This is a genomic window from Paenibacillus sp. FSL K6-2859 (assembly GCF_038008265.1).
GTDB lineage: Bacteria > Bacillota > Bacilli > Paenibacillales > Paenibacillaceae > Paenibacillus_AQ > Paenibacillus_AQ nitricinens.
The window spans coordinates 5,816,476-5,842,898 of the sequence record NZ_JBBOYU010000001.1; the positions used below are offsets into that span (position 1 = coordinate 5,816,476).

The 26,423-nt window shown below is 44.0% G+C and carries 26 protein-coding genes and 1 other annotated feature; of the genes, 12 read left to right on the forward strand and 14 right to left on the reverse strand.

Going from position 1 to position 26,423, the window contains the following annotated elements; all coding sequences use genetic code 11:
• Positions 1–6: 6 nt before the first annotated feature.
• The 6 genes from MHB64_RS25935 to MHB64_RS25960 all read right to left on the reverse strand — a co-directional run bounded on the left by MHB64_RS25935 (position 7) and on the right by MHB64_RS25960 (position 7,477).
• Positions 7–492: a DUF456 domain-containing protein gene (locus MHB64_RS25935; protein ID WP_076285251.1), complete on the reverse strand. Its 486-nt coding sequence runs from the start codon at positions 490–492 to the stop codon at positions 7–9.
• A 36-nt stretch (positions 493–528) separates the two neighbouring features.
• Entirely contained in the window at positions 529–1,284 is a 756-nt protein-coding gene (locus MHB64_RS25940) for a Cof-type HAD-IIB family hydrolase (protein WP_094873314.1), read from the reverse strand.
• A 77-nt stretch (positions 1,285–1,361) separates the two neighbouring features.
• Entirely contained in the window at positions 1,362–3,467 is a 2,106-nt protein-coding gene (locus MHB64_RS25945) for a peptidoglycan D,D-transpeptidase FtsI family protein (RefSeq protein ID WP_094873312.1), read from the reverse strand.
• Between the two features lie 26 nt (positions 3,468–3,493).
• Positions 3,494–5,569, reverse strand: a complete 2,076-nt coding sequence (locus MHB64_RS25950; protein ID WP_341135680.1) for a peptidoglycan D,D-transpeptidase FtsI family protein — start codon at positions 5,567–5,569, stop codon at positions 3,494–3,496.
• A gap of 263 nt (positions 5,570–5,832) precedes the next feature.
• The gene (locus MHB64_RS25955; protein ID WP_280787898.1) at positions 5,833–6,978 is read right to left on the reverse strand and encodes a transglutaminase domain-containing protein; all 1,146 of its coding nucleotides are present in this window, start codon (positions 6,976–6,978) and stop codon (positions 5,833–5,835) included.
• Positions 6,979–7,039: 61 nt separating this feature from the next.
• The gene (locus MHB64_RS25960; protein ID WP_042191604.1) at positions 7,040–7,477 is read right to left on the reverse strand and encodes a hypothetical protein; all 438 of its coding nucleotides are present in this window, start codon (positions 7,475–7,477) and stop codon (positions 7,040–7,042) included.
• Between the two features lie 270 nt (positions 7,478–7,747).
• Here MHB64_RS25960 and MHB64_RS25965 point away from each other — a divergent pair, with 270 nt between their 5' ends.
• Together MHB64_RS25965 and MHB64_RS25970 are read left to right on the forward strand one after the other, a co-directional pair.
• Complete coding sequence (locus MHB64_RS25965) at positions 7,748–8,935, forward strand: MFS transporter (RefSeq protein ID WP_341135681.1); 1,188 nt, start codon at positions 7,748–7,750, stop codon at positions 8,933–8,935.
• A 131-nt stretch (positions 8,936–9,066) separates the two neighbouring features.
• Complete coding sequence (locus tag MHB64_RS25970; RefSeq protein ID WP_341135682.1) at positions 9,067–9,414, forward strand: DNA primase; 348 nt, start codon at positions 9,067–9,069, stop codon at positions 9,412–9,414.
• Between the two features lie 122 nt (positions 9,415–9,536).
• On the opposite strand, the gene MHB64_RS25975 is transcribed toward MHB64_RS25970, so the two are convergent.
• Together MHB64_RS25975 and cyoE are read right to left on the reverse strand one after the other, a co-directional pair.
• Positions 9,537–10,160 carry an SCO family protein gene (locus MHB64_RS25975; RefSeq protein WP_341135683.1) on the reverse strand — a complete coding sequence of 208 codons (624 nt, stop codon included), beginning with the start codon at positions 10,158–10,160 and terminating at the stop codon, positions 9,537–9,539.
• Positions 10,161–10,177: 17 nt separating this feature from the next.
• Positions 10,178–11,110, reverse strand: a complete 933-nt coding sequence (gene cyoE / locus MHB64_RS25980; protein ID WP_094873303.1) for a heme o synthase — start codon at positions 11,108–11,110, stop codon at positions 10,178–10,180.
• A gap of 241 nt (positions 11,111–11,351) precedes the next feature.
• On the opposite strand from cyoE, the gene MHB64_RS25985 reads away from it, so the two are divergent.
• The gene (locus MHB64_RS25985) at positions 11,352–12,353 is read left to right on the forward strand and encodes a metal-dependent hydrolase (protein ID WP_094873301.1); all 1,002 of its coding nucleotides are present in this window, start codon (positions 11,352–11,354) and stop codon (positions 12,351–12,353) included.
• Between the two features lie 108 nt (positions 12,354–12,461).
• Positions 12,462–12,650 (forward strand): hypothetical protein, encoded by a 189-nt coding sequence (locus tag MHB64_RS25990; RefSeq protein WP_042130914.1) that lies wholly within the window; start codon positions 12,462–12,464, stop codon positions 12,648–12,650.
• A gap of 1 nt (position 12,651) precedes the next feature.
• Here MHB64_RS25990 and trpS read toward each other — a convergent pair whose 3' ends face one another.
• Positions 12,652–13,638, reverse strand: a complete 987-nt coding sequence (gene trpS, locus MHB64_RS25995; protein ID WP_094873300.1) for a tryptophan--tRNA ligase — start codon at positions 13,636–13,638, stop codon at positions 12,652–12,654.
• Between the two features lie 61 nt (positions 13,639–13,699).
• Positions 13,700–13,939 (reverse strand) — a binding site (T-box leader).
• A gap of 134 nt (positions 13,940–14,073) precedes the next feature.
• Here trpS and MHB64_RS26000 point away from each other — a divergent pair.
• Complete coding sequence (locus MHB64_RS26000; RefSeq protein ID WP_094873299.1) at positions 14,074–15,048, forward strand: aldose 1-epimerase; 975 nt, start codon at positions 14,074–14,076, stop codon at positions 15,046–15,048.
• Between the two features lie 202 nt (positions 15,049–15,250).
• Entirely contained in the window at positions 15,251–15,481 is a 231-nt protein-coding gene (locus MHB64_RS26005; RefSeq protein WP_042130917.1) for an alpha/beta-type small acid-soluble spore protein, read from the forward strand.
• A 139-nt stretch (positions 15,482–15,620) separates the two neighbouring features.
• On the opposite strand, the gene MHB64_RS26010 is transcribed toward MHB64_RS26005, so the two are convergent.
• Positions 15,621–16,031, reverse strand: a complete 411-nt coding sequence (locus MHB64_RS26010) for an O-methyltransferase (RefSeq protein WP_094873297.1) — start codon at positions 16,029–16,031, stop codon at positions 15,621–15,623.
• Positions 16,032–16,457: 426 nt separating this feature from the next.
• Entirely contained in the window at positions 16,458–18,257 is a 1,800-nt protein-coding gene (locus MHB64_RS26015; protein WP_341135684.1) for a M3 family oligoendopeptidase, read from the reverse strand.
• Between the two features lie 118 nt (positions 18,258–18,375).
• On the opposite strand from MHB64_RS26015, the gene MHB64_RS26020 reads away from it, so the two are divergent.
• A complete protein-coding gene (locus MHB64_RS26020) occupies positions 18,376–18,567 on the forward strand; it encodes a YycC family protein (RefSeq protein WP_042130920.1) in 192 nt (63 codons plus the stop codon).
• Positions 18,564–18,794 (forward strand): hypothetical protein, encoded by a 231-nt coding sequence (locus MHB64_RS26025; protein WP_042130921.1) that lies wholly within the window; start codon positions 18,564–18,566, stop codon positions 18,792–18,794. Before MHB64_RS26020 ends, MHB64_RS26025 begins: the two co-directional genes overlap by 4 nt.
• Positions 18,795–18,886: 92 nt before the next feature.
• On the opposite strand, the gene MHB64_RS26030 is transcribed toward MHB64_RS26025, so the two are convergent.
• Positions 18,887–19,597, reverse strand: a complete 711-nt coding sequence (locus tag MHB64_RS26030; RefSeq protein WP_341135685.1) for a DUF2225 domain-containing protein — start codon at positions 19,595–19,597, stop codon at positions 18,887–18,889.
• 36 nt (positions 19,598–19,633) lie between these two features.
• Positions 19,634–20,017: a globin domain-containing protein gene (locus MHB64_RS26035; protein ID WP_042130923.1), complete on the reverse strand. Its 384-nt coding sequence runs from the start codon at positions 20,015–20,017 to the stop codon at positions 19,634–19,636.
• Positions 20,018–20,429: 412 nt separating this feature from the next.
• On the opposite strand from MHB64_RS26035, the gene ylbJ reads away from it, so the two are divergent.
• From ylbJ to MHB64_RS26055, 4 genes are all read left to right on the forward strand, one after another.
• Positions 20,430–21,692 (forward strand): sporulation integral membrane protein YlbJ, encoded by a 1,263-nt coding sequence (gene ylbJ, locus MHB64_RS26040; RefSeq protein WP_341135686.1) that lies wholly within the window; start codon positions 20,430–20,432, stop codon positions 21,690–21,692.
• A 76-nt stretch (positions 21,693–21,768) separates the two neighbouring features.
• Positions 21,769–22,572, forward strand: a complete 804-nt coding sequence (locus MHB64_RS26045) for an NAD kinase (RefSeq protein WP_042191633.1) — start codon at positions 21,769–21,771, stop codon at positions 22,570–22,572.
• Positions 22,573–22,729: 157 nt separating this feature from the next.
• Positions 22,730–23,911, forward strand: coding sequence for a copper amine oxidase N-terminal domain-containing protein (locus MHB64_RS26050; RefSeq protein ID WP_341135687.1), 1,182 nt, complete (start codon positions 22,730–22,732; stop codon positions 23,909–23,911).
• Positions 23,912–23,931: 20 nt separating this feature from the next.
• Positions 23,932–25,371, forward strand: coding sequence for a S41 family peptidase (locus MHB64_RS26055; RefSeq protein ID WP_094873290.1), 1,440 nt, complete (start codon positions 23,932–23,934; stop codon positions 25,369–25,371).
• 123 nt (positions 25,372–25,494) lie between these two features.
• Here the strand turns inward: MHB64_RS26055 and MHB64_RS26060 are convergent, their stop codons facing one another.
• Entirely contained in the window at positions 25,495–26,139 is a 645-nt protein-coding gene (locus tag MHB64_RS26060) for a YutD family protein (protein ID WP_445671622.1), read from the reverse strand.
• Positions 26,140–26,423: the final 284 nt, after the last annotated feature.

Consider the following 26,423-nt stretch of genomic DNA (forward strand, 5'->3'; position numbering starts at 1 on the left):
TTAAAATTAAAACCGGACGACCCATATAAAAAAGAGGACGACCATAATAATTTGTAGCACAATTTTGACAACAGTACTACTAAACAACCCAAGTATGGATCCTACACTTACTTTGGCAGCTTTAGCTGGTGAAGAACCCACGATCAATTCTCCTATAAAGGCACCCAGAAACGGACCAATAATAAGTCCAAAGGCTGGGATTACAAAAGGACCAATGATTAGCCCAATCGTACTCCCGATAATCGATGAACGTGAGCCGCCAAATTTCTTAACGCCCCACGCCCCTACAACGTAATCAGCAATAAATAGAACTACAACGATCAGCGTTTGAATGATCCAGAACCAAACACCAAAAGGCTCGAAAGAAAAGAACCAGCCATATACGAAAAAAGCAAGATAAATCGCAAGTGCACCCGGCAGTATAGGATACACTGCCCCGGCTAGCCCTACGGCAAATAAAGCAATAATAAGAATCCAACCCAGGATCGTCAATACTTAACCTCCTAATAGCAAATATGCTCTATGGATTCACTTCGCAATAGCTTCATTAAAAATATATTTTTGAATGACCTCTGCAATTCCATCATTATTATTAGAAGCCACCACAGCGTCAGCCTCTTCTTTAACCGTCTCCTGAGCGTTGCCCATGGCAACCCCAAGCCCTGACTGCTGAATCGCTGCAAGGTCGTTGAGACTATCACCAACCGCTATAACTTGGGACATGTCTAGTCCTAGGAGCTTACAGACTTCCATGATTCCGGCTGCTTTATTCACTCCAAGAGGGTTAATCTCCAGGTTATGCGGAGAGGAGTTCGTAATCTCCAGCCCACCCATATCTTGAAGACGAAGCAGCAGCTTATGACGAAGCTCATCATCTTCGGTGTGATAACCGAATTTAAGCCATTCTCTGCCCGTTACATCCCCATCCCAGTTATCCTGTTTGTGGACCTTTTCCGTAGAATAGGCCCAGAACCAGATGTCATCTTCTTTAGCAAGTTCATACATTTGTTGTACCAGCATAGGGTCCATCAAGGATCGCCGATAAATTTCGTGCGGTGCTCGCCATACCTCACTACCGTTCACAGTAATCATAGGTGTTTCTAGTCCAAGCTGCTCAGCATATGGAAATGCACTTGTAAAAGCCCGGCCTGTCGATAGACAGACATGAACGCCTGCGTCGACCGCCTTTTGAAGCCATTTCACCGTTGTAGGTGTAATAATCTGTTCATCATTCAGTAGGGTTCCATCCATATCCAAAGCAAGCAGGCGGTATTTGGCAGTCATTGCCACCCCTCCATTCTTTTATGCTCTCAATAGAGCAGCTGTTTATTTTTTAATCATTATTCACCTTAGAGTCGAAGTTACTGAGTACCTGTAGTCGTTCCTTCATTCGCGGGATCATTCGTATTATTACCTGACTGTAGACTCTTCTTCGGAACGCCATCAAGTCCATATTCCCAATCATAAGCATCAAAAATTTTGCGTGCGACCGGCGCAGCACTCTGGGAACCAAAGCCCCCTTCTGGAATAACTACGGCTACGGCCAGCTTAGGATTATTTCGTGGGGCATAGGCAATAAATACACCGTTATCGCGAATTTGACCCTTTGCCACTTGTTGGGATGTTCCCGTCTTACGAGCAAAATCATAAGGGAAATTAGAAAAAGCACTCACTTCACTTCGCATACCCTGTTGGATTTCTTTCCAATAGGATTTATCGAAGGCGGTTACCTCATCTAGCACTTCACGACCGAACTCCTTAATTACTTTTCCGTCAGCATCTGTAATCTTGCTAACTAGCTGAGGTTTGATCCGCTGTCCTTCATTAGCAAGTGTAGCTACGTATTGCGCAAGCTGCAACACTGTATAACTACCTTGTTGCCCGAAAGAAGCATATACAAGTGCCGCTTGGGCACTACCTGCCGCCTCTATATTGGTATAGTTAATCTGTCCTAAGAATTCATTGGGCAGACCACTTCCCGTGGATACACCAAGACCAAACTCTTTCATATACCTATCCCAGATATCTACGCCTTTGCTTTTGTATTTGTCATACAATCGTTTACCGATCATATCAACCATGAACGCATTCGACGATTTCTCAATCGCTCTTGCAGGGTCCATAGAACCGTACACATGTCCTCCAGAGTTTCTTACCTTGGTTTCATGACCAGCTTTACCAAAAGTCGCGAAACCTCTATCTGAATAGTAAGTTGAAGGTGTAAAGAGGCCTTCATTCAGACCGACGAGAACGCTTAAAGGTTTAATCGTTGAACCTAATAGCAATACAGACCTAAGCCCATTCCCTGAAGTTCCTGAAGAAATCGGATTAATGGTTCCGTTCTGGTAGTTATTCATAATACTGTTCCAGACATCTGTTGATAAGGAGCCTGATGTCCAAATATTCGTATCGTAGTCCGGCATACTTGCCATACTGACGATATTCCCCGTATCAACTTCCATCGCTACAGCATAACCAGTTAAAGCATTAGGATGCGTTTTTCCCTGTACAGGATTGGAATGCAGCCACTTAATCTGATCCATAATCGCCTGCTCTGTCTTCATCTGAATGCTCTTATTAATGGTTGTCCAGACGTCATTGCCTTTTACAGGAGGAACTACACGTTCGACTTTTTCTGCCATGTTCTGTGGATTGACGGAGATTTCCTGATAGCCGTTTTGTCCCCGAAGCTCTCTCTGATACTGCAGCTCCAGGCCGTCAAATCCGACAAATTCGTCGTCTTTATAAGTTAGTCCTGGCTCCGGATTGTTCTTCATTGCATTTAAGATATTCTTATAAATATTAAGGCTGTTTGCTGATTTAAAAGGCTTGATATAACCTACCGTCTGTACGGCAACCGTATCTTTGTCGTAATGACGAATGCTTTCCTCGACAATCTCAAGGCCTGGGTATTCATCCTTATGTTCCATGAAATAGGCTACTTCCTGAGTCGTTAGATCAGCCTTAATTCGCCGTGCCATAAAGCCTAGTGATTTCCGGAAATATAAATCCAGTGCCTCAATAACATCTTTTTCTGTCATTTTCTCAGCTTTTGGATCACCGTATTTATTGAAATCAGCTACCAGCTTAGCCGCCAATGCATCTGACTTAGCTTTCGCTTCAGGGGTCAGAGTAGTTTTACCGGAAATTTTATCTGTTTGCTTGGCGGTAAACTCCTTATTAAGCGTAATATACAGCGATTGAACCGGCGTAGAGTACGCTAACTTCTCACCTTCAGCAGCATAAATTACACCTCTCATGGAAGCTAGCGGTACATTTTTGGTATCTCTGCTTGTCTCCACTTCAGTTAAAGTGGGTCCTTCCACGAATTGCAACACAGCCAGGCGTATAATAATTACGCAAAATATAACAAACGTGCTAAAGAAAAACACGTTGAGTCGCAGGCCTATGGAACTTTTACTGTTGGTCTCATCTGGAGGCGAGGCCTGCTTACGGAAAAAACTCACAGTTTATTTCTCTCCTTTTTCTCTAATTATTCTTGAACGGGGCCTGACGCAGGAGCAACATTCTTTTTCGGCACACCATCGAGCCCGTACTCCCAATCATAGGCGTCAAAAATTTTACGAGCCACCGGAGCAGCGCTGTTGGAGCCAAAGCCCCCTTCTGGTATAACAACCGCTACGGCCAGCTTCGGATTATCTCGCGGAGCAAAAGCAATAAATACCCCATTATCGCGGTTAATATTTTTTCTATCTGTTTTTTCAGAGGTACCTGTCTTACGTGCAAAATCATAAGGAAAATCATCAAAAGCACTAACTTTACTGCTCATCCCCTGTTTGATCTCTTTCCAGTAGGATTTGTCAAATGTTACTGTATTAAGCACTTCTCGTTTAAATTCCTTAACCAACTTCCCTTGTGCATCCGTGATCTTACTAACAAGTTGAGGCTTAATACGCACCCCTTCATTAGCAAGCGTAGAAGCATACTGGGCAAGCTGCAATGTAGTATAACTGCCCTGTTGGCCAAAAGAAGCATAGATAAGTGCGGCCTGCGAGCTGCCTGCGGCCTTAAGATCAGTATAGTTAATCTGGCCCGGTGATTCGCCTGGGAGACCACTTTTCGTTGATACTCCCAGCCCGAATTCTTTCATATATCTGTCCCAGACCTCTATGCCTTTATCCCCCGGATATTTCTTGTAAAGCTGCTTACCCACCATATCAATCATAAATACGTTAGAAGAGTCTCTAATAGCTTTAGCTGGATCTAGTGGACCATATACGTGACCCGATGAATTTCGTACGGATGATTTATTATCCTTACCGAAATAAGTAATGCCCACATCTGAATAGGTTGTTGAGGTATTAAAAAAACCTTCATTTAAACCAATTAACACACTTAATGGTTTGATCGTAGATCCCATAAACACAAGTGAACTAAAATCATGACCTGATCTACCAGATGAATTCGAAGTAATCGTACCATTTAGATGATTATTCATAATTTTATTCCAGACAGGTGTCGGTAAGGAGTCTTTGGTCCATACATTTGAATCGTAATCCGGCATGCTTGCCATGGCGACAATATTTCCAGTCTCCACTTCCATGGCTACGGCATATCCGGTTAAAGCATCTGGATGCGTCTCACCTTGAACAGCATTGGTATGCAGCCATTTAATCTGATCCAATATGGCCTGTTCTGTCTTCATCTGAATCTTCTTATTAAGGGTCATCCAAATATTATTACCCTTTACAGGAGCAACGTTCTGTTCAACCTTCTCAGCCATATTCTGAGGAGTCACCGAAATGACCTGATAACCATTTTCTCCTCGTAGCTCTCGTTGATACTGCATTTCCAGACCATCAAACCCCACATATTCTTCTGCTTTATACATAAGTCCAGGGGGAGAATCTTTTTTCATTTCACTACGGACATTCTTATACATCGCTATATCTTCAGTCGATTTAAATGGCTTTCCAAAGCCGACTGTCTGCACCGCTACCGTATCTTTATCGTAGTGACGAACGCTCTCCTCCACGATCGTTAGCCCCGGATAATTGTCTTTATGCTCCATGAAATAGGCTATTTCCTTTGGAATTAATCCAGTCTTGATCCGTCGCGGCACATAACCTAAATACTTTTTGAAATCTAAATCTAATGAATCCAAGATATCTTGCTGCGTCAGCTTCGGTGCATTCGGATCTCCATATTTAGCAAAATCAGCTGCAAGCCTTACTGCAAGCATATCGGAGTTGTACTTCGCCTTCTCCGTAAGTGTGGTCTCACCTGTTACTTTATCTGTCGTTCTAGCTGTGTAATCTTTAGTTAATGTAAGGTAAAGCGACTCCGTAGGTGTTGAATAGGCAATCTGCTCTCCTTCGGCAGCAAAAATAATCCCACGCATCGCTGCGAGCGGAACAATTTTCGTTTCCCGGCTCGTTTCTTCTTCACTCAACAGAGCTCCCTCAGTAAACTGTAAACCTGCAAGACGTACGATAATAATACAAAAAATAAAAAAAGTGCCAAAGAAAAAAACATTCAGTCTCAGACCTACAGAATTTCTTGAAGATATCCCGTCCTTAGGCGGGGGCTGCTTACCAAACAAACTCACCAGCTTTCTCCCCTTCTACAAGCATAAACGCCTTGACTGTCCTTATAAGGACGGTAAGTGTTTATGCGAGAAATATAAGACATAAAGTATAGTGCTTATACTTTCTTATATTTGAAAATGTCTGACATCCCTTTGCCTGTGACATTACTCTTATGATGAAGGTGAGTTCTTAGCTGCTTATTGTGAGCATGCCCTCGCATTTAAGTTAGAACTGACGTTACTTGAGTTTATTGTACCACACCCCAGGAGTTCAGCGCCCTCACTCAGAGGGCGTTCTCCCTAATATGCGTTTCATCAAAATCCTTCGGATTGAACCAATCTCCGCTGCTAGCCCAAGTCGGATCCAGCGGGATCCAAGCTTGCCGATCACTTATATATACTTCATTCCAAGCATGTGCACCATACCCGCCACGCCCATCATAACCCTGACCTGTTACAACCCGAACCTGCAAGCCCTGTGAACGAGCCATCACAGCGTACAGTCGGGCATAGTCTATACATACCCCTTGCCGAGTGTCGAATGTATCCTGTGGTGTTTGTTCATGCCAGACCCTGTTTTGCAAATAATTATCAGCTTTAGCATAATCATAAGTCACGCGTGTACCTACCCAATCATAGAGAAGTCTCGCTTTTTTCTCTTCATCTTGCGCTTGTCCAACAATGTCTTCTGCTGCTCCTATAATATCCTGAGGAATTTCATGATCGATAACCTCATATTTCCTGCGAAGGATATCATTCATCTCTGCTGCAACGGTCTTCGTCAGAATAGGGAGTTTCTTCTGCACAGTCTCACCAACAATAGGTTCAAATACAGCTGCAGCGCTCTGACTATAGATTGGAGAGGACTCCACATAACGGCTAAATCCACTCTCCGGATTTAATCCAACACAGATGAAAAGAGCGAGAACAATTACCAGACTACGCATTAAACCGATAATTAATCCAACGATTGCTCCTCCCATACGGCTAACCTGCGTAATCTTTCTGTCTTTAAACTTCTTAGTACGCCGCAATTGTGGAAAAGGAAGCAACATGGATAACAACCCTAAGAGCATACGGATTAACAGATAAGAAATCAGGAGTAATAACAGAAATCTAACTAGCGGTGATTCTGATAACACAGACACCGCCGTATAATAAATTTGCTGCCACTGTGTAAGCTTCGTGTCAGGAAGACTAATCCCCGACGCCCAAGTCTCTACATAGGGATTGAGGTAGGCTGCAGCTGGGATAGCTAATACCAAAGATGCTATAGTAAATAATCCTGTTCCCAGCAGCCCAAATAATCTTCCGGTAGCACTTGAGAAACCTCTGCTCCAGCCTTGCAATAGAGAGAAGACTACAACCAGCAGGAGGGCGATCGAGATGATATTAGCATCACTCACACTAGTCATCCATCCGTTTATCATATTCGCTCTCTCCTTTCAGTCGCGCGCTTGCTCGCTTGTTATATTTTTGAGCCCAAGCCTGTTATTGATGTTTGCGGGCTTCCTCGATAAATGTTTTTGTCGTATCAGTAACACTCCACTTCCCAAGACTAACACCACGGAAAGTAACCTCTACTTTATCTTCACCCGCTGCGCCCTTCACTTCAATATTCGGCGTTGTAATCGTAAAGGTCCCGTCTCCATTTGAAGTGTACTTCGCATCCTGCGCTTCTTTAAGCATAACCTCTTGCGCTTCCTTCTTTAGCGTGCTTACCGTTCCATCTGCCACCTTATTCACAGCGTTACCAATTTGGTCCATTGTAACACCACTATAGATGAACAAACCTACAACGATCACAATGACAATCGCCCATTTCAGAACGGTTTTAACCAAATTAACAACCGCAAACAGCAGGACAAGCGCAATTACAATAACTAGCCAATTTTCCCTTATAAACTGTGACCATACCTCTGGATCCATCAATCTCACAACACCCCTATCGCCTAGTTTCGTCCCAAGGATTCTCTCTTCCCATAGACATAACGCCAATATTAATTATTATACATGAATACCCATCATAATTCATGGTTCCACCCTCCGTAAAAGGTATACCTACGAGTGGAATTAAAAAAGCGGTATAAGCCCTCTCTGTCCCACGTAAAGTACAAGTAGTGCTTAAGAATTGGTTCTTCATTATTACGCCGTCCTGCATTCACTTGTGCTGTAGGTGGCTCTCGGAGGTGTTCCCCTGTGAAAACTGCGCTGTGGCTATACTTATTTCTCTTTTTGGCGTTCTTCGATTTACATGCTCAGTATCCCGTCCTTACGCCCTTTGCCATCTCTCTTGGCGCGGGACCCACCTTTATTGGCTGGATGATGGGCATGTACTCGTTGACCCACCTTCCCGGCAATCTGCTTGCAGGCGTACTCGTCGATCGTAATGGCTCCCGCCGCTACATCGTCTTCAGCCTTGTCGCAGCGGGAGCTATCCTACTGCTGCAAGCTCATGTACAGCTTCCATGGCATCTGCTAATGCTAAGAGCAGCAAGTGGATTCGTGCTCGCTTTTCTCTCTCCAGCCTGTATGACGTTACTAGCTTCTTTATCATCGGATGCCACAGAGCAGGGTAAATATATGTCAGGACATGGTATCGTTCATACGTTAGCTTCCGTTGTATCGCCTGCTGCGGGAGCTTTTATCGTAGCAAAAGCCGGCTACTCTGGTACCTTCACCACACTTGGATGGCTCCTTATCGCAACAGGAATCATGGCTTTTTTTAGTGTACCTGCACCTTCGAGACATATCTTAAAGCCGCTAAGCTCAGCGCAATCCTCATTAAAAGTTCCAGATAAACCTTCTATTCCAGCGAAAGATGACGATCAGGTATCCAAACGGTATTACCTTTTACCTTTTTTCGTTTCCTGTTCACAAGGCGTTCTCTTTTTCGAGCTCCCACTATCTCAAACAGGGAGTAATAGTATCCTTTCCACAGGTATACTCCTGTCACTCCTCAGTTTAGGTGCTTTGGTAACGCTCAGCATGCTCTTCCTGAACCGTACATCACCAGGAGGAAGAATAGCAGCGGCATTACTGGGAATGGCTATCTGCTTCTTTGGACTCGCCTCATTCCACAGTATCCCGACTGCTGCGATTCTTTTTGTGCTCGGTGCAGCCAAAGGAGTGCTATTTCCTGCAATGGCCTCACTCTTCATTAGTCTAGGTGGTCCTGGGCGAATGGGTCGGACTTTCTCCATGCAATCGATAGCCATGTCACTTGGTGCATTCGCTGGTCCCGTGGCTGCCGGACAGCTAAGGTCCTTTGTTTCTCCTTACTTCATAGCCTTTCTAGTTCTAATGGTAGCATTGCTTCTTCTTCCACCTAAAAACACAGGGAAACTATCGAACCTTACTTCCAAATGGAATGGGCGAGCCGCATGATTCTTGGCTTTTACGACATTTCCCGGGGAATGAAGACTTTCCTGCCGAAACAGTTGTTAAAAATGACGATCCTTCGGTAAACTATAATGAGCCTGAAGCTTGGACCCATTCCCGGAGGTGATTGTCAGCTAATGTCCATAACGATTATTGTCGAAGGTAAGAACGACCGCAGCAGATTACGACGCGTGCTGGTACCGGAAGTAGAAATCCTATGTACCTTTGGTACATTAAATACACTAAGATTAGAATCCCTCCGGCAACAAGTAGGAGATGGAGAGGTATACCTTTATTTGGATAACGACAGCTCTGGCAAAAAAATACGCAGTGTGCTCCGGGATGCCTTCCCAGATGCCGATCATATTTATACTCGCCGCGGATATGCAGGTGTGGAAGGTACGCCTGATGAATACAACATCACTCAGCTCGAAAAAGCCGGTTTGGAAGATTTTATCATCTACCCTGAACCACTTCCATTTTAGCTGAAGCAAGTATAAGGATAATGTATTGCAGGAAACTTATACTATCGTATATAAAAAAACGCCTTTTTCGTTATCCCCCAATAAAAAGGGATTCGAAAAAGGCGTTTTTAAGATTTGATGTTCTATTCCCGAGCCAATTCCTTCAGCTGGTCGGCAAGAAATTCAGGCGTTACATTCTCCGTATCTCCTGCGTCATACAATGCACGAAGTCGATTATCTCGGTCAACTAGCGCTATACGGTTGGCATGTACGAAATTTTCTTTGGAATTCCCTGCGATTAATACTTTAAAAGAATCCGTTGCTAACTTACGAACTTCTTCCTGATCCCCCCGCAAGAAATACCATCCATCATAATTCGCCTGAAAACGGTCTGCAAAAATCTTAATAGCTTCCCGAGTATCATTCTTCGGATCAAAAGAGATAGAAACAAACTCCGTATCTTTACCAAAACTGCCATCCTCGACCAGAATCTTCTGTGTCTGAGATAACAAAAACGTAGTTATGGGACATACATCCGGACACTGTGTAAAAAAGAAGTATACCAGCCGTGCTTTACCTTGTGTATCAGCCAGAGTAACCTGGTCTCCATTCACATTTTCAAGAGAAAAGTCCTGTACTTCTCCGATTACTGGCAATTTTTCTTTTCCTAAATTTAAAGCGTTAATTGCCAGATAACCAGCCATAATCAAAGCAAGTATTAGCAGAAGCCAAGTCCATTTATAACGCTTAAAGGTCTGCACGGACACGTATACCCTCCCTCTTCTTAACCGTGAATCGTATTTAATACAAGTACGATCAAACTAACCGTCAGGTAGTTAATGGAGAAGAGGAAGTTCTTCTTCGCCCAAACTTCATCATCCTTTGCCTTAAAACCCATCAAGGTCAATATTAACCAAGCCAAGGACAACGCTGATGAAATGATTAGAAAAAATATGCCTGCGTAATCGTAGGCGTACATTAACACTGGAATAGGCAGCAAAAGGGCTACATAAGGAATCATCTGAAATTTCGTACGTCGTGTTCCTTTAACTACAGGTAGTAATGGAAATCCTGCCGCTCTATATTCTTCTTTACGTCTAATGCCCAACGCCCAAAAGTGAGGGGGTTGCCATAGAAACAACATGGCAAAGATCAGCCAAGCGCCTAGATCAACCGTTCCTGAAACCGCAACATAACCAATTACCGGGGGCATTGCTCCAGAAATCGCACCTACAGAGGTGCTCCATGTGGATGTCCGCTTCAACCAAAGCGTGTATACTACTACGTAAACGAACATGCCAACAATTCCAAACAAACCAGCAAGCATACCTGAAAAAGCAAACAGCACGATCAAACCTGCAATACCAAGCCCAATGGCGTATAATAATACAGTGTTTGGTTTCAGTCGTCCTGTAGGAAGCCCCCGTTCACGGGTTCTTTCCATCTTCATGTCCAGATCCCGGTCGAAATAGTTATTAAAAACACAGGCCGAAGCCATAACCAGCATTGTACCGAGCAGAGTCAGAACTAATCTGCCGTAATGAACATCCCAACCCGAGGCCAACCAATATCCCGCAAACGCCGCAATAAGGTTAGATCGGATAATACCGGGTTTTGTTACAGCAATGAAATCACGCCAGCTAGCACCTTCCGGTGGAGATTTTGCAGACATGGCTGCAGAATCGGAAGAAGCTTGAAATGTTATATGATTGTCCACACCTAATGATCCTCCTTCTAAACGAAAATCTAACGTTCTAACCGAAGTATTCACTACTTCGCTGTTAACTTTATCATAACAAACCCGTGAAGACTTTGACAGTCATGGGGCAGTAAGTTCATGAATTCGACAATTACGTGACAATATTTATTTAATTTTTCTTTCAATCCCCCTAATAACCAGAGCTGTATTTGGGTAATTATTAATAGAGAACTTCCGAACAACAAAGGAGAACTGACCAATGGATACTGCTACACATTTAGTTATGGGCCTAGGCTTAGCCGGGCTTTCCTTCGTTGATCCCATCGTTGCTTCTGATCCGAAACTGGCCGGGGCTGTTATGCTGGCAACAGTGCTCGCCTCTCAGGCTCCTGATGCCGATACTGCGCTACGACTGAAGGATAATGCGTTGTATATTCGTAATCACCGAGGAATCACACATTCCCTACCCTTTCTAATTCTGTGGCCCGCCCTGATTTCCTTCGTGTTGGGGCCTTTATTTGGCTTTACTGATTTACAAGCCCTAAGCCACATCGCACTCTGGAGCTTCATTGGCGTAGGTGTTCACGTATTTTCTGATCTATTTAATACCTATGGCACTCAGGCTGCACGTCCATTCACAGAGAAATGGATTGCCTGGAACATCATCCACATTTTTGACCCGTTTATATTTGGTAGCCATATCGCAGCCATCCTTCTCTGGATCACCGGTATCGTTCCGCCGCAACCTTTATTTATTACGCTGTATGCCTGTACAATTCTTTATTATATTTGGAGAACCGTCGTTCACGCACGCCTTACGCGTAATATCAAACTCAAGGATTTACATCATAATGCCGGCGAACGTTATATTGTAATCCCTACAATTTCTCTAAAGCGCTGGAACGTAGTAAAAGTGAAAAAAGATGGTAGCTATGATGTTGGGCAGTTAGTCAATCATCGATTGGAATGGTTCAAACATGCTGTATGCTCGAATCATCCCGCTGTGGAAATATCCAAGTCGCACCCTGATATTCAGTCCTTTCTATACTTCACCTCTTATGCAGTAGCCGAAGTCGAAGAACTTCCTTCAGGATATATGGTGCGCTGGGGGGACGTACGTTATTTACATCGTAAACAATACCCATTTGTGGCTGTATTAGTGATGGACAATCAATATCGACCTTTAAATACTTATGTAGGTTGGCTTAGCAGCGAGAAGCTCGACAAACGATTTTCCATTGACCCTGGATCTTTACGATGAAACTGTAGACTTACGCAGAGATCTATTCTATAATCACAAAAAATCCCGGAGTATTATTATCATACTCCGGGATTCATTTTAGCAGACATAGAAAGGAAGGCTCTCTTAATGGGTAAAGGACTTTCACTTTGGTTCGCTTGTTCTTCTATTCTTATTCTTACTGCCGCTTCAATCGCGATCAGTTATAGCTTTTGGTTGGCACTTCTGCTCGGATTTCTCTGTGTCATGAATATCGGCTGGGGATTTATTCTTAAGGCCAAGATCAGACGCAAGCAGGAAAGCCTAAGCGCTGATTAGATTAACGGGCTGGCAGAAATCCCATCCGCTCTTTAACTCCATTCAGCGTCTCTGTGGCAACAATGCGCGCACGACCAGCACCTTCTGCAAGAATATCTGTGATCGCACCCGAGCTACGAATTTCATTATATCGTTGTTGTATAGGCTCAAGCGTAGCTACAACCACTTCAGCAAGATCCTTCTTAAAGCCGCCATACATTTGCCCTTCATAACGATCAGCGATTTGCCCCAGTGTCATTCCAGAACATTCGGAATAAATACTCATCAAATTACTGATCTCTGGTTTATTAGCCGGATCAAAAATCACTTCACGTCCTGAATCAGTCGTTGCACGGCTGATTTTTTTACGGATTATGTCCGGTGAATCTAACAGAGCAATGTAGCTGCCTGCGTTAGGACTGCTCTTGCTCATTTTTTTGGTGCCATCATCCAGAGACATTATACGTGCACCCACCTCTGGAATGTACGGCTCCGGAATGGTAAAGAATTCGCCAAAACGATTATTAAAGCGGCCAGCTAAATCACGAGTCAGTTCCAAATGTTGTTTCTGATCTTCTCCAACTGGTACAAGATCCGCATTATAAACAAGAATATCTGCTGCCATCAAGGAAGGATAGACGAATAAACCAGCGCCAACAGAATCTTTACCTGATGATTTATCTTTAAACTGGGTCATACGCTCCAGCTCGCCCATTGCTGTAAGTGTCGTCATGATCCAGCCCAGTTCAGCGTGTTGTGGCACATGAGACTGCATATAGACATTAGAACGTGCAGGATCAATTCCTGCTGCAATAAAGAGGGCCGCTACGGACTCTGACTGTTCACGCAGTGCCGCAGGATCTTGTGCTACAGTGATTGCATGCATATCGACTACCATAAAGAAACATTGATGATCCTCTTGCAGCTTCACAAAATTTTTCAGTGCTCCAATGTAGTTTCCCAGTGTAAGTGAACCGCTCGGCTGAATACCTGACATTACTTTTTTCATAATATAGACCTCCGTTTGATTTCGTTTCTAAGTTTCCGAGAACGCAAAAAAAGCCTCATCCGCAAGGGACGTGAGACCGTGGTGCCACCCTTATTCGCTGCTTAATCTTGTTTGGACAAGAAAAAAACAGCCTTAGTCTTCCGTTAACGGGGAAGATCCGGCCGGTCTACTAGGGCATCTAGCTCCCGTTCAAGCTCGGCGCTCAGGGGTCCATTCATCAGGTTTGTCCTACCGGTTCGCATCAACCACCGGCTTTCTGAAGGTGCAATGCCTGCCTACTTGTCCCCGTCATCACATTATCATCATGAATTAATGCCTTCATCATAGAACCATAAAGAGAAGTTGTCAAATCACTTAACCACTACCGTATAAATCTGTTATGATAAGGTTATCCATGTTCTATTCGATTACAGTTACGATAAAGGAGCATATCTCATGAAACAGGTGACCAAAGGGCAGTGGGGCGGTTATGATACTTATATTTTGCACAGCCGTGAACTGGAAGTCACGCTTTTGCCGCGACTAGGAAATAACGTGATTTCATTGTTTGATGTAAAGAAACAACGGGAAATTCTACGGCGTCCTGATGAAAGCGATCAAGCTTTCTTTATGCAAAAACCTTACCATTTTGGCATGCCGCTATTAATTCCACCCGGAAGAATTCGTAAGGGCCAATTTCAGTTCGAGGGTACAAGTTATCAATTTGACCAGAACACCGCTAATGACAATCATATTCATGGTCTACACCGAACTCAGGCCTGGTGTGTCAGCGATATTGAAGAAGATGAGGATGGTTGCGCGGTCACTACTGAATTTCTAACAGAAGATGATCCCCACTGGATGGAGCAATTCCCTATCCCGCTTAAATTCGAAATGACGTTTAGGCTTCAGGAAGCCCGATTTACCCAAACTTTAAAGGTTACAAATCTTGGAGATCACCGAATTCCTTTTGGAATCGGTTATCACACCTGGTTTATGATTGATGGAGAACCTGAGCGCTGGAATCTTAAGCTCCCGGTAAATAGTATTTATGAACTGAATGATGAATTGCTCCCTAGCGGCAATCTAATTCCACTTGGTGATCTGGAAGCCTTGAACACCGGAATGAACATGCAGGGAACTAATTTTGATACTGCTCTACGTATTGGAGAAAAACAACCTGTAGAAGCCTTATTATTACGCGATGATGGTTATGGCCTTCGTTATACTGCTGACGAGAATCTATTCCGTCACTGGGTGCTATATACCAAAGGACCCGCCGAACAATTTCTGTGCATTGAGCCCTATACTTGGCTCGCGAATGCACCGAATGTATCCGAGGATGCTTCCTTCACAGGTCTTTTAACGATAGAACCTGGTCAGAGTCAGAATCTATCCACCGTGCTGGAAATGATCTATCCTGAGATTTAAAGCACATATACACTATATCGGTCTTGCCTTGCGATTACGTAAGGGAAGACCGATTTTTTTGTATAATCCCTAGCAATAAAGGATTCCTATCCTCACTTTTATTTCACTAATAATTACCATCCTTAAAACCTTTCGAAGTGATGCATGAATTAACCTCTTAGCGCTCATACTATCTTCACAACGGGCGAAGGAGGTGACACACATGGGTCAAGCAGGTCAAGGTCGTAGCAGCCGTTCCAATAACCTGGTCGTTCCTCAAGCAACTGCAGCATTGCAACAGTTGAAATATGAAGCAGCACAGGAGCTTGGAGTAACGATCCCAGCTGACGGTTATTACGGGAACTACACTTCTCGCGAAACTGGTTCTCTGGGCGGTTACATCACTAAACGTCTAGTACAACTGGCAGAACAACAACTGTCTGGTCGTCAGTAACAACGTTATCTTAAGTGTTTTATCCGGCTAGGTATAAAGCCTAAAGCCGAGTAGCTTTTGAGCCCTCTCACACTTCTTTCTGAAGCTGTGGGAGGGTTTTTGATTTTCACAATATATTGAAATTTTATGTAAACAACGCTTAACCGAAAAATTGTTCAGAGCTTTCAGCATAGGCATTACGAGGCGATCGAATCATTAGATTTGCCATATTATAATTGGACTCCAATGTAGCATCTACAATCACCATTCCCTGTCTAATGGCGAATTCATAAGAAATTTCGCCATGCGTCCAACGCCGCTTGTATTTCAGGCTTTCCAGCGCCATTAGTCGAAAAGAAGACTGCTGTCCATCTGTCATCCCTTCTTTTGCATCAGTGAATCCCCCACTTCGCCCAGAAAGAGGATTATGTCGTATCCCGAATTTTCCGATCATGTTATTTCGTATTTGCACAAAAACCGTACCAGAAGTTAATCCCGATAATTCTTCCTGTAGCTCCTTAAACACCATGTCCATCTGTCTCGCTAATGATAGTTGTTCCGTCTTAAGCATTACTTTTCCTCCTAAAAGTTTTGTGAGCATAGCTTCATTCGAATTCACTTCGTACAAAACTTGCTTCGAAAGCATTTACTTCGTTTTGTGAGCATAGCTTCATTCAAATTCACTTCGCAGAACTGACTTCGTAAGCGCTTGCTTAGTTTTGTGAGCTTAGCCAAGTGGTATTCTAGCGCGCCTTATATAAGTCTTAAGACTCATTATAGGTTACTGACAAATGGCAAACAACATTATTCGGCAAAATTGGGTTATTATCCCTATGTATGCGCAAAATCCATAGATTAATCGCATATTTCTTTTTATAAATCGTGATTTTTCGACATTTTATCATTAAAAAAAGCCCCTGTTTCAGGGGCTTTTGCGTGTTCACGCTGAAAAATTATTGTTTTTTCTACCGTTAAATTTGTCTTAGTTTAGACTTTTTCAAACTAATTGCTCCGTCATCTCCAAGAACTCATTAATGTCAGCTACAATCAGATCTGTAGCACCTTGCCAGAAGTCCGGCTTCGTAAGATCCACACCCAGATGCTTAAGTACCAAATCCTCTAAAGTCATCACACCAGTATCTTGCAACAAGCTATCGTATTTGTCTGCAAAGGACGCTCCTTCTTGCAGAGCCAGTCGATACAAGCCTGTGCTGAACATGTAGCCAACGGTGTAAGGGAAGTTATAGAACGGCACATCGGTGATATAAAAATGCAGTTTAGAAGCCCAGAAATGGGGATGGTATTCCGAAAGCACCCCACAGAAGGCTTCCTTCTGTGCTTCCACCATCAATTCAGACAGCTCCTCAGCATTTACAAGGCCTTCCTTACGTTTTTCATAAAAACGAGTCTCGAATAAGAATCGGGCGTGAATGTTCATAAAGAAGGCTACGCTGTTTTGAATTTTCGTTTCAAGCAGCGCCAGTTTCTCTTCAGCGTTGCTAGCGGCTTTAACCTGAGCGTCAGACACAATGACCTCTGCGAAGGTTGAAGCAGTCTCTGCAACATTCATAGCGTAGTTCTGATTAAATACAGGTTGATCATCCAGTAAATAAGAATGATAAGCATGTCCCAGCTCATGCGCCAAGGTTGAAACATTGGAAGTTGTACCGCTATAAGTCATGAAAATCCGCGATTCCTTACTCTCAGGGAAGGAAGTACAGAATCCTCCAGGACGTTTCCCCGGACGATCCTCCACCTCAATCCAGTTATGATCAAAAGCACGCTCTGCAAACTCTGCCATCTTCGGACTAAATTTGCGGAACTGGGTAACGATATCTTTAGCAGCCTGATCATATGGGATTTTACCTGAAGATTTACCCACTGGCGCTTCGACATCTACCCAGGAAAGAGCATCCAGTCCAAGCAGCTTGGCTTTACGTTGAAGATAGGTCACGAGTGCAGGCTTGCTATTCGTAATCACGTCCCACATCGCATTCAAAGTATCTTGTGACATGCGATTGATGCTCAGTGGATCTTTCAGAATATCTTCCCAACCTCTTCCTTTATAGAGCTTCAGACGGAAGCCGGCTAAGTGATTCAAGGTATCCGCACAGTTATCTGCTGCTTCGGTCCATGCTTCTTCCCATTTATGGAACATGGATTGACGTACTTTCGGATCTGGATCATCCAGCTTGTTAAAAGCTTGACCTGCGGAGAGCAGCTTTGTTCCTTCTTCATCCTCAAATGGGATCTTAATCGAGCTTACAATCGTATCATAGTGCCCGCTCCATCCATGATATCCGTCAACGGCTAGTTCAAGCGCTAAGCTTTCTAACTCTGGACTCATCTTCTCACGGGCCAAGTCACGGCTCTCGCTCAGCACGAACGTTAATGGAGCAATCTCAGGACGTGACATCCACTCTGCCCATACCTTGTCCGTAGTCTGACGAAGCACGTTACTGAATTGTGAGTTAATGCCTTCGAATCCGGCACGCATACTTGTCACTCGAGCCGCCAGTCTTACCGCACCTTTGTCCATTTGATTCTGAGCGCCCAGACAGTCTGCGAAGGAAGAGACCTCCACAAGTCTTCCTGAACAGCTCTGAAGCAGTTCTATAACCTTGTCCAGCGCCTTTGTAGACTCAACATCCGTTGGAGCTACGGCATTCTTCACCAGACCCTGTAAGGCTGCAATATCTTGTTCAAGATTCTTTAAAAAGCTTTCTAACTCAGTAGAGGACGATCCTCCATGAAATATGGAATCAAGTTCCCAAGTCAGTGATAATGGTTGTTTCATGTCTTCTCACCATTCCTTTGCTCTCATTTGGTTTTCTTTGTAATTGACTTAACACCATGGTAAAGTGAATAACGATACCGGAACATTCATAGCCGATAAACTTTAGGAGGGCATCCATATGAAGCCACTACAAATTTCACCGGAAACAGCCATAACGTTATCCAAGCAACTAGGCGTTCCACTGGAACACTTGATGCATATGCCCCAACATATTTTACTGCAAAAAATAGCTGAGCTATCCAAAAAGCAGAATTCACCGCAAGCTGAGGATGGAAATGAAGAGTCTCCTTCTGGAAAGGATTCACAATGATTCCTTTTAGTCATACCTGGCCTTATGACATTATTTTAGGCGATATGTATGTGCAGTATTGCCCTTTCTGCAACTCGGAGAATGTTCTTCTCCCTATGAAGCCAAAAGAATTGCAAATCGTTCGTGACGGCAAGAAAAAACTACTTGTCTTCCCATGTTGCAGCGCTAGCCCTACAGTTGTAGATAACGACGGAGATTACCTCCTATTCGATCGGGCAGTTCGATAAAGAGAAGTTCATCTAAATCCCAATCTTACCATTTTTATAAAGCGCAGACGAGAGCATTACTCTCTTCTGCGCTTTTTGTTGTTTGTAAAGCTTTAAGAACCTGAAGGCAATCCATCGGCATCCATATCTACAGCTTCGCCGCGCATTTGCTCTCTTAGCACAACCCACTGCTCCCTGGCAGCTCGAATCATCGCAGCATCCATAATCTTCTGATCATTAATCAGGCGGGAGAACCACATTACAGCCACAGAGAACTCTCCGATGCGCCGGTTAAGTTCGCCGATAAGATACATGAGCCGGGCATCATTGCCAGCTATTCCGTCTTTTTCGTATACCTTCACATATTCAGCTAATGAATAGCGCAAAAAGCGTTGTTCCTGTTCCGTATTCCCTTGATACCGGTACAACCAGGCAATGTGATGAAGCAGACTTGCAATAATTCGATCCTTATCGTTAATACTTTGAGCACATAAAAGCGCCAGTTTATAGGTCTCGAGTGCAGTTTCCCAGCTTCGTTTATCCCCAAAGTCACGGCTCTTCCATCGTTTTCCTACCTGTTCATTAAATGCTTTTCGCTGCAGATCCGTCAGCTTGTCCGCTGAATTTTCTGTAGAGGCAAACCCACAACTTGGGCAGACACGTACAACATAATAATCCGGATTCTCGTTTTTGTAATATGCACAAAAATCAGCATCGCGGCGAATAGCCTTTTTTAGACTAGGGCGTACGCGAGAGGTTGAAAATCCATGTTCACAATTGCAACATTTGACCTTAATAGAATATAGGGGTATTAAGTCTGGCAAGTACTCTCATTCCTTTCAGGATCAACCTGTCCCTTATTATTCCTGGGGCATGTTAACAAAATGATGTGCGGGGCCTGCAAGGCGGCTAAGCACGAAGGAACGCAGCGGCTCTTCTACGCCGGTCTCCACAAGCGCCTCTTTCATACACTGCAACCATTCTTCAGCACGTTCTGGAGTAATGGGAATATGCATATGCCTTGCTCTCATCATGGGATGTCCATGCAGTTCTGAATACAATGGGCCACCGCCAAAAAACTGTGTCAGGAATTGATACTGCTTCTCCAGAACAGGAGAAATGTCTTCAGGAAATAACGGACCCAGCTGCGGATGAAGCTGCACTTTGGCATAGAACACTTCCACCAATCGATGTAGCGCTTCAGCTCCTCCTAAGTTCTCATATATACTCTCATTTGGATTCATTGAGGTAACCAGCTCTCTTCCATATTAATGAAACGTTTCTTATTTTATTATACCAAAAAAAAGCACGGCTCGGATATCCGTCGAAAGTGCCCCTAAACGGCAGAAAAAAGACGCTAAACTATAGTTTAGCGCCTGGAGGTTATTGTCAGTAGGTCCGAAATTCTTCATCACCTGCAGGGACGAGAGAGACCCGGATCACATATACAAAAGCACAAACGAGAACTCCGGCTACAACGCTCATCGCCATCACTCCATCCCATTTATTCTTGTAACAGAGGGTGCATTTCTTATTTACATAATATCATATTCCGAGCGAAAAAGCACCGATTTATGTAACCGCTTCCTTTATTTTTTTTGTGCTGTTTGTCCTTCTTTTCGCATACATCTAACCATAGATCAGGAGGCGTTAATTATGACTTTTAAAAAGATTGGCGGCCCACTGCTGGGATTAATATTGGCGGGCTGTATGCTGCTGATGTTGCTTCATCCGGAGGCATCCCTTGGCGCAGCCTTACGAGGCCTGGCCATCTGGTGGGATGTGTTATTCCCCTCCCTATTTCCATTCTTCGTCATATCCGAAATCATGCTAGGCCTAGGGATCGTTCATCTCTTCGGTGCACTGCTAGATCCATTGATGCGCCCTCTTTTTGGTATACCGGGAAGCGGCGGTTTTGTCGCTGCGATGGGATATGTATCAGGATATCCTGTTGGCGCTAAATTAACCGCTAAGCTGCGGGAACAGAATCTGATTAGCAGAGTAGAGGGAGAACGATTAGTCGCTTTCACAACCTCCTCTGATCCAATCTTTCTGTTAGGCGCAGTGTCTGTAGGCTTTTTTCGAGACGCATCGTTGGGGCTCATCCTAGCCCTCGCTCACTATGGAAGCGGTTTGATTGTTGGCTTGCTAATGTCGTTCCATGGACGCAAAGAACAGAGATCCCCCTCCCAAGACCCATCCATAACTAGTTCTACTGCCCCCTCTGTTCCAGCCAAAAAAGGTTTTGGAAGAATCCATGCAGCACTTCTTGCCATGGAGGAGGCTCGGCGTAAAGATGGACGGAGCTTTGGGGAGCTCTTAAAGGGAGCAATCCAGTCCTCGCTAAAGCTTATTATTGTCGTAGGCGGTTTGGTTGTATTCTTCAATGTGCTAATGGAATTGCTGGCCCGTGCCGGTATCCTATCCTCCCTCTTTAACATGACAGGACATCTTGTGTCCCTTGTAGGTGGTCCTCCAGAACTAGCTCAGGCTCTCATTAGCGGATTCTTTGAGGTGACGATCGGTGCCCGTTCAGCAGGTGAAGCCGCAGCTTCCATCCCGCTTCAGTTCAAGGTAGCAGCTGCTGCCTTCATCCTCTCCTGGGGCGGATTATCTGTACATGCCCAGGTGGCAAGTATTCTGAACGGTACGGGACTTCGGTATCTGCCATTTTTGACTGCACGGCTAATTCACGCCATACTCGCATCAGGATTGGTCTTGCTGCTCTGGAAGCCTGTGATGAACACAGGACTGTCTACCGCATGGATATCATTACCAGCCTCTACTGCCTTTACTCCTTCTGCCTCAGGGATCACGGCAAGCCTCGCCCTGCTGAGCCTATTATTAACAGCTGCAATTCTAGTCTCACTGCTTATCCCTGTATTCATTACAATGATTCGATGGGTACGGCGAAGTTGATTAACATATTGTGTTCCGGGTCAAGATTGATTATGATCGGTGTATGACTGAATTATACAAAAGGAGCCTGTACATCTTGAGATATTATGTTCTGGACCGCGGTGATGAACTATCAATCAAACTTGCCGAGCAGTTTCACAAGCTGGCGGCGGAGCGGGACCTGCAACTGGATGCCGAGTCTCCCGAAATCGTCATCTCTATTGGCGGAGACGGCACAATGCTGCACGCTTTTCATACCTTTATCGATCAAATTCCCAATCTAGCCTTCGTAGGTGTGCACACAGGACACTTAGGCTTCTATGCGGACTGGCAAGCCGAAGAGCTTCCCACGTTAATCGACTACATGTGCGGAACCGAAGATTCTGAGCCTCAGAAACCTCGTATCGTGAAATATCCGTTACTTGAGCTGGAAATTCACAAGAAATCCGGTTCTTCGTCCCACATTGCCCTAAATGAATTCACCCTTAAAGGGGTAGATGGAACTATAATGATTCAAGTTGACATCAATGATGTTACCTTCGAAATGTTCCGGGGTGATGGACTTTGTATTTCTACTCCTTCTGGTAGCACGGCCTATAACAAAAGCCTTGGGGGAGCCATGGTTCACCCATCTATAGAAGCGCTGCAGATTGCCGAAATCGCCTCCATTAACAACCGTGTATTTCGAACAATGGGGTCGCCATTACTACTGCCGAAGCATCACCATTGCGATATTCTTTCATGTAAGGATCAGCGCTTACTACTCACGATAGATCATAATAATATCCCGGTAGATGATCTGATTTCAGTACGCTGCCAAGTATCGGACAAGAAGGTCAGTTTCGCCCGGTACCGTCCTTTTCCGTTCTGGAACCGTGTACGTGAAGCTTTTTTGGTTTAAGATTAACCTTCGATCCAACGATTTTCAGTGGCTGGAGATATCCATTTCTCCGGCTTTTTTGTGTGACAAAACTAACACCAACTGATAGACTGAGAGAGAAGCCAAATGGTATAATGAGGCTATTTTACAAAGAGTTACATAAAAGGAGAGAGTACTGTTGAAAAAATTTTTATCCCTCATTAGCATAAGTCTACTGGCCCTTATACTTGCAGTCCCGGCTTTTGCAGCTTCGAAACCCATTGATGTTTATATTAACGGAAGTAAGGTTTCCTTCACCGCTGGATCCCCATACTTAGCGAACAATTCTGTACTTGTACCTTTCCGGGTTGTCTTTGAGAAGCTTGGACTTCAAGTGCTCTGGGATGCTAAGACTGGAACAGTAACAGGTAAAGGCTCAAATCTTGCGATTACCCTCAAAATTGGCAGTAATCGTGCTACTGTTAATGGAACCGTTAAAAAACTAACCACTGCACCAGTTTCCTCTGCTGGCACTACATACATCCCTTTGCGTTTTATTGCTGAGGCAACCGGGGGTACGGCCGTCTGGAATTCCACCAATAGAAGTGTACAGATTACTACTCCTGTCTCCAAAGATAAGGACGAAGCAGCCATTACAGCATTAGTTCGTTTGGCTAATAAATATTTCAATGAAGAAAATGCGACTAGCTTCTATTCCCTTATGGAGGAATCCTCTGACGCAGCATCAGTGGCCGAGCTCAAGGAATCTTTTAAAGCTTTCGACATAAAGAATACGATTGATAGCTTGGAAATCCTCGACATAAAGGCTGACGAAGCCACTGTGTATACACTTGAAAGTTCTCGCAGAATAGGTGGGGCTTATACTCCTGATACAGAGAATGAATACGTATATACCCTGGTCCGCAAGAACGGAAGCTGGAAGATCTCATCCGTGGAATCCCAAAGTTCGACCATTCTCCTTACGCATGAACAAGGTATAAAACCAGCAGCCAACATCCCTCAAAACGATGCGGATGCCATCAAAGGTACTGTTAAGAAGTATTATCAAGCAATGAACGAACAGAATCCTACAGCAGTTCTTTCCACGATGACTTCCTATGGAGAAGAATATGATTCCTCTCTTAAGGCAGATTTGGACGATTTCTTTGCTTCGTATGATATTACCTATACTCCAGGCATTTCAAATATTTATTATTACAGTGCCAAAGAAGCTGCTATATATGTAGAAAGCAAAGACAAGGAAGCTAGTGAAGAAGAGACTTATGAGCAAGGCCTTATCTATATTCTATCCAAGTCGGATGCCGGTATATGGACAATCGATGACACATATAACGTCTACAATAAACTTGTGAAATCCTAATAAAAAGGGTGTTTGATTCCATGAAATCAAAAAAAATAATAAGTGCACTGTTAACCAGCTGTCTAGCTTTATCTATTACATTTGCTCCACTGGCTTCCGCCGCAGATGCCGCTAAAGCTTCCACAGACAACAGTGATCTTATTAATGAAGTAATGAAGCTATTGGAGAACTATAACCTTTCAGATGTAGATAAAGATATTTTGATTCGCGGAGCAATTGACGGCATGGTGAACACATTGGATGATCCATACAGCCAATACTTCAATTCCGAGGAAGCGGCGCAATTTGAACATGCGGTTGATCTCGAATACGTTGGAATCGGTGTTAAACTTCAATATACGCCGATAGAGCTCTACATCGAAGAAATCTCTCCAGGTTCTCCTGCTGAAAAGGCAGGCTTGAAACGCGGCGATACGATTCTCAAAATCAACGGAATACCTGTTGACGAAACGGATGATTCGGAACTGAGTGGAGCCGCGGGCACTAAGGTCACCCTGCTGATCCTCAGAAATGGGGTCACAAAATCTTATATTGTCACCCGAAATGAATTGAACTCGACTTCCGTTTTTGGAACCCTCATTGGTCCGAAGATTGCCTATATTTCACTAAGTGGTTTCACACAGAATTCTGATGAAGAATTCGCCGCTATGCTGAAGAAGATGCGTGCAGCGGGCATGAAATCCATGGTGCTTGATTTACGTGATAACTTGGGTGGCTACATGGATTCGGCATACAACATTGCCTCTAGTTTTATGGATAAAGGCATCATGATGTATACCTCTGATCAAAGTGGCGCGTTAACTCCTGTTACGATTACTAGTGGCAGCAAAATTGGTGTGCCCGTCGTAATTATAACCAACGAATACACTGCAAGTGCGTCGGAAGCTCTTACGGGGGCCCTGCGCGACAACAAGCTGGCTACTGTTGTAGGCACTCGTTCTTACGGCAAAGCGCGTATTCAAAGCCTACTTCCAGTGTCTAATGGCGACATGCTGAAATTGACCACGCAGAAATATCTAACACCTAAAAAAGAAGACTTTAATCACATCGGTCTCGCACCGGATATTGAGGTAAAGGGAAAAACTGCACAGCTGATTACCGCCCTGCAGATTGCTGGAATGAAGACTTTAGAAGTCACCGGAGATCATCATATCTTAAATATCAATGGCGTTCCTTTTGCTGGTAATGTTGGTCTTGTGAAACAGGGTGATAAAACTTATGCTTCATCGCTTGTGCTGGCTGCACTTGTCGAGGGCGAAATCACCTGGGATGCCAAGAACAAGAAGGTCATCGTAAAGAGCGGAACAGGCGCGTCCACCGGCTTTACGCTTTCCTCCAAAGAGGCGCTATCTCAGAATGGTGAGACCTACATTGAATTAAATGCCTTTAAGAAGAAGTTTCCGGCCCTCGTATGGAGTTACAATGCTACACAGAAGCAATTGAAATTATCTATAAAATAATCCATAAGAAAAGGTAACAATTCTCCGGAGATGGAGGTTTGCTGCCTTTTTTGTACCTGTCTATTCAAAAGAAAAAAGCTGTCTCATTCGTAGAAGGACTCTACTTATGGTCAGCTTTAATCATTAAGATTGTGGATTTTCTATGTTTTGTGTGTTTTGTGTGTTTTGTGTGTTTTCTGTGTTCTGTGTGTTCTGATTATTTTGAGGCTTTTGTGTATGTTGGGGCTTTTGGGATTGACCTTGGGGTGGTCTGCTTTGAAATTCCTTTTTGGATTTCTTCCCTTGCGAATCTTTCCCCCGGTGATTTCGGCTTTGATGTTCTCTCAAAGGTCGTTCCTTAGCAGAAGTCATTTCTTTAAATGCAGCAGATGAATTCGAGCCTTGCTTAGATGATGGTTCTTTAGAGGAAAGCTCCTTATCTATAGCCGCTCCATCATTATCTTCAGCTTCTAGCTCCGAATCTTCTTCCTCACTCGGCTCTGGTATTTCTTTGATCAGAATATCCTTGAACAAACCTTCTTGTGGTACCTCTTTTAACTTATGCAACACAAAATATGCGCAGCCAAAATTGCAATATTCATTAATATAATCGACCATACCAGAAATCGCTGTATCCCGATTCACCTTTGGGTGGTTGTCCCGATAAAAGCCTTTCAAACGCAGCTGACTGTAACCCCAGTCACCAATAATGTAGTCGTATCTTTCCAGCACTTCGCTATATCTTCCGCGAAACGCCTCCGGATTCCAACCATCCTTATGATCTAACATTAGTTCGTAGCCTTTTCCGCCTATAACGATCAAACCTTTTGTCGCCTGCCTTTCTGTGGGGAGGGTGCGTTGATTATACCGTCATTTCCGAGAAATATTGGGCTTTCGGTCGCTGTTGTTGATTAATTTCTTTTATTTGAACCGCATCAGCGGTTGAAATCAATCAACAGTGTATGCTTACGATGCTAGCTTTCCTTCGGAAAGCTTTCAGGCGAACGCTAACGCTCCTACAGCTCCAACATTTCTCTCCAATGACTCAAATCAACGATTTTTTATGTGTAACC

Bases quoted from the DNA above. Each gene is read 5' to 3' on its own strand.
- MHB64_RS26005 (WP_042130917.1), top strand. From the start codon at position 15,251: ATGGGTCAAGCAGGTCAAGGTCGTAGCAGCCGTTCCAATAACCTGGTC.
- MHB64_RS26055 (WP_094873290.1), top strand. From the start codon at position 23,932: ATGAAATCAAAAAAAATAATAAGTGCACTGTTAACCAGCTGTCTAGCT.
- MHB64_RS26000 (WP_094873299.1), top strand. From the start codon at position 14,074: ATGAAACAGGTGACCAAAGGGCAGTGGGGCGGTTATGATACTTATATT.
- MHB64_RS25990 (WP_042130914.1), top strand. From the start codon at position 12,462: ATGGGTAAAGGACTTTCACTTTGGTTCGCTTGTTCTTCTATTCTTATT.
- MHB64_RS26025 (WP_042130921.1), top strand. From the start codon at position 18,564: ATGATTCCTTTTAGTCATACCTGGCCTTATGACATTATTTTAGGCGAT.
- MHB64_RS25960 (WP_042191604.1), bottom strand. From the start codon at position 7,477: ATGGATCCAGAGGTATGGTCACAGTTTATAAGGGAAAATTGGCTAGTT.
- ylbJ (WP_341135686.1), top strand. From the start codon at position 20,430: ATGACTTTTAAAAAGATTGGCGGCCCACTGCTGGGATTAATATTGGCG.
- MHB64_RS26035 (WP_042130923.1), bottom strand. From the start codon at position 20,017: ATGAATCCAAATGAGAGTATATATGAGAACTTAGGAGGAGCTGAAGCG.
- MHB64_RS26010 (WP_094873297.1), bottom strand. From the start codon at position 16,031: ATGCTTAAGACGGAACAACTATCATTAGCGAGACAGATGGACATGGTG.
- MHB64_RS26060 (WP_445671622.1), bottom strand. From the start codon at position 26,139: ATGTTAGATCATAAGGATGGTTGGAATCCGGAGGCGTTTCGCGGAAGA.
- MHB64_RS25955 (WP_280787898.1), bottom strand. From the start codon at position 6,978: ATGATAAACGGATGGATGACTAGTGTGAGTGATGCTAATATCATCTCG.
- MHB64_RS26020 (WP_042130920.1), top strand. From the start codon at position 18,376: ATGAAGCCACTACAAATTTCACCGGAAACAGCCATAACGTTATCCAAG.
- trpS (WP_094873300.1), bottom strand. From the start codon at position 13,638: ATGAAAAAAGTAATGTCAGGTATTCAGCCGAGCGGTTCACTTACACTG.
- MHB64_RS25985 (WP_094873301.1), top strand. From the start codon at position 11,352: ATGGATACTGCTACACATTTAGTTATGGGCCTAGGCTTAGCCGGGCTT.
- MHB64_RS25970 (WP_341135682.1), top strand. From the start codon at position 9,067: ATGTCCATAACGATTATTGTCGAAGGTAAGAACGACCGCAGCAGATTA.
- MHB64_RS26015 (WP_341135684.1), bottom strand. From the start codon at position 18,257: ATGAAACAACCATTATCACTGACTTGGGAACTTGATTCCATATTTCAT.
- MHB64_RS25940 (WP_094873314.1), bottom strand. From the start codon at position 1,284: ATGACTGCCAAATACCGCCTGCTTGCTTTGGATATGGATGGAACCCTA.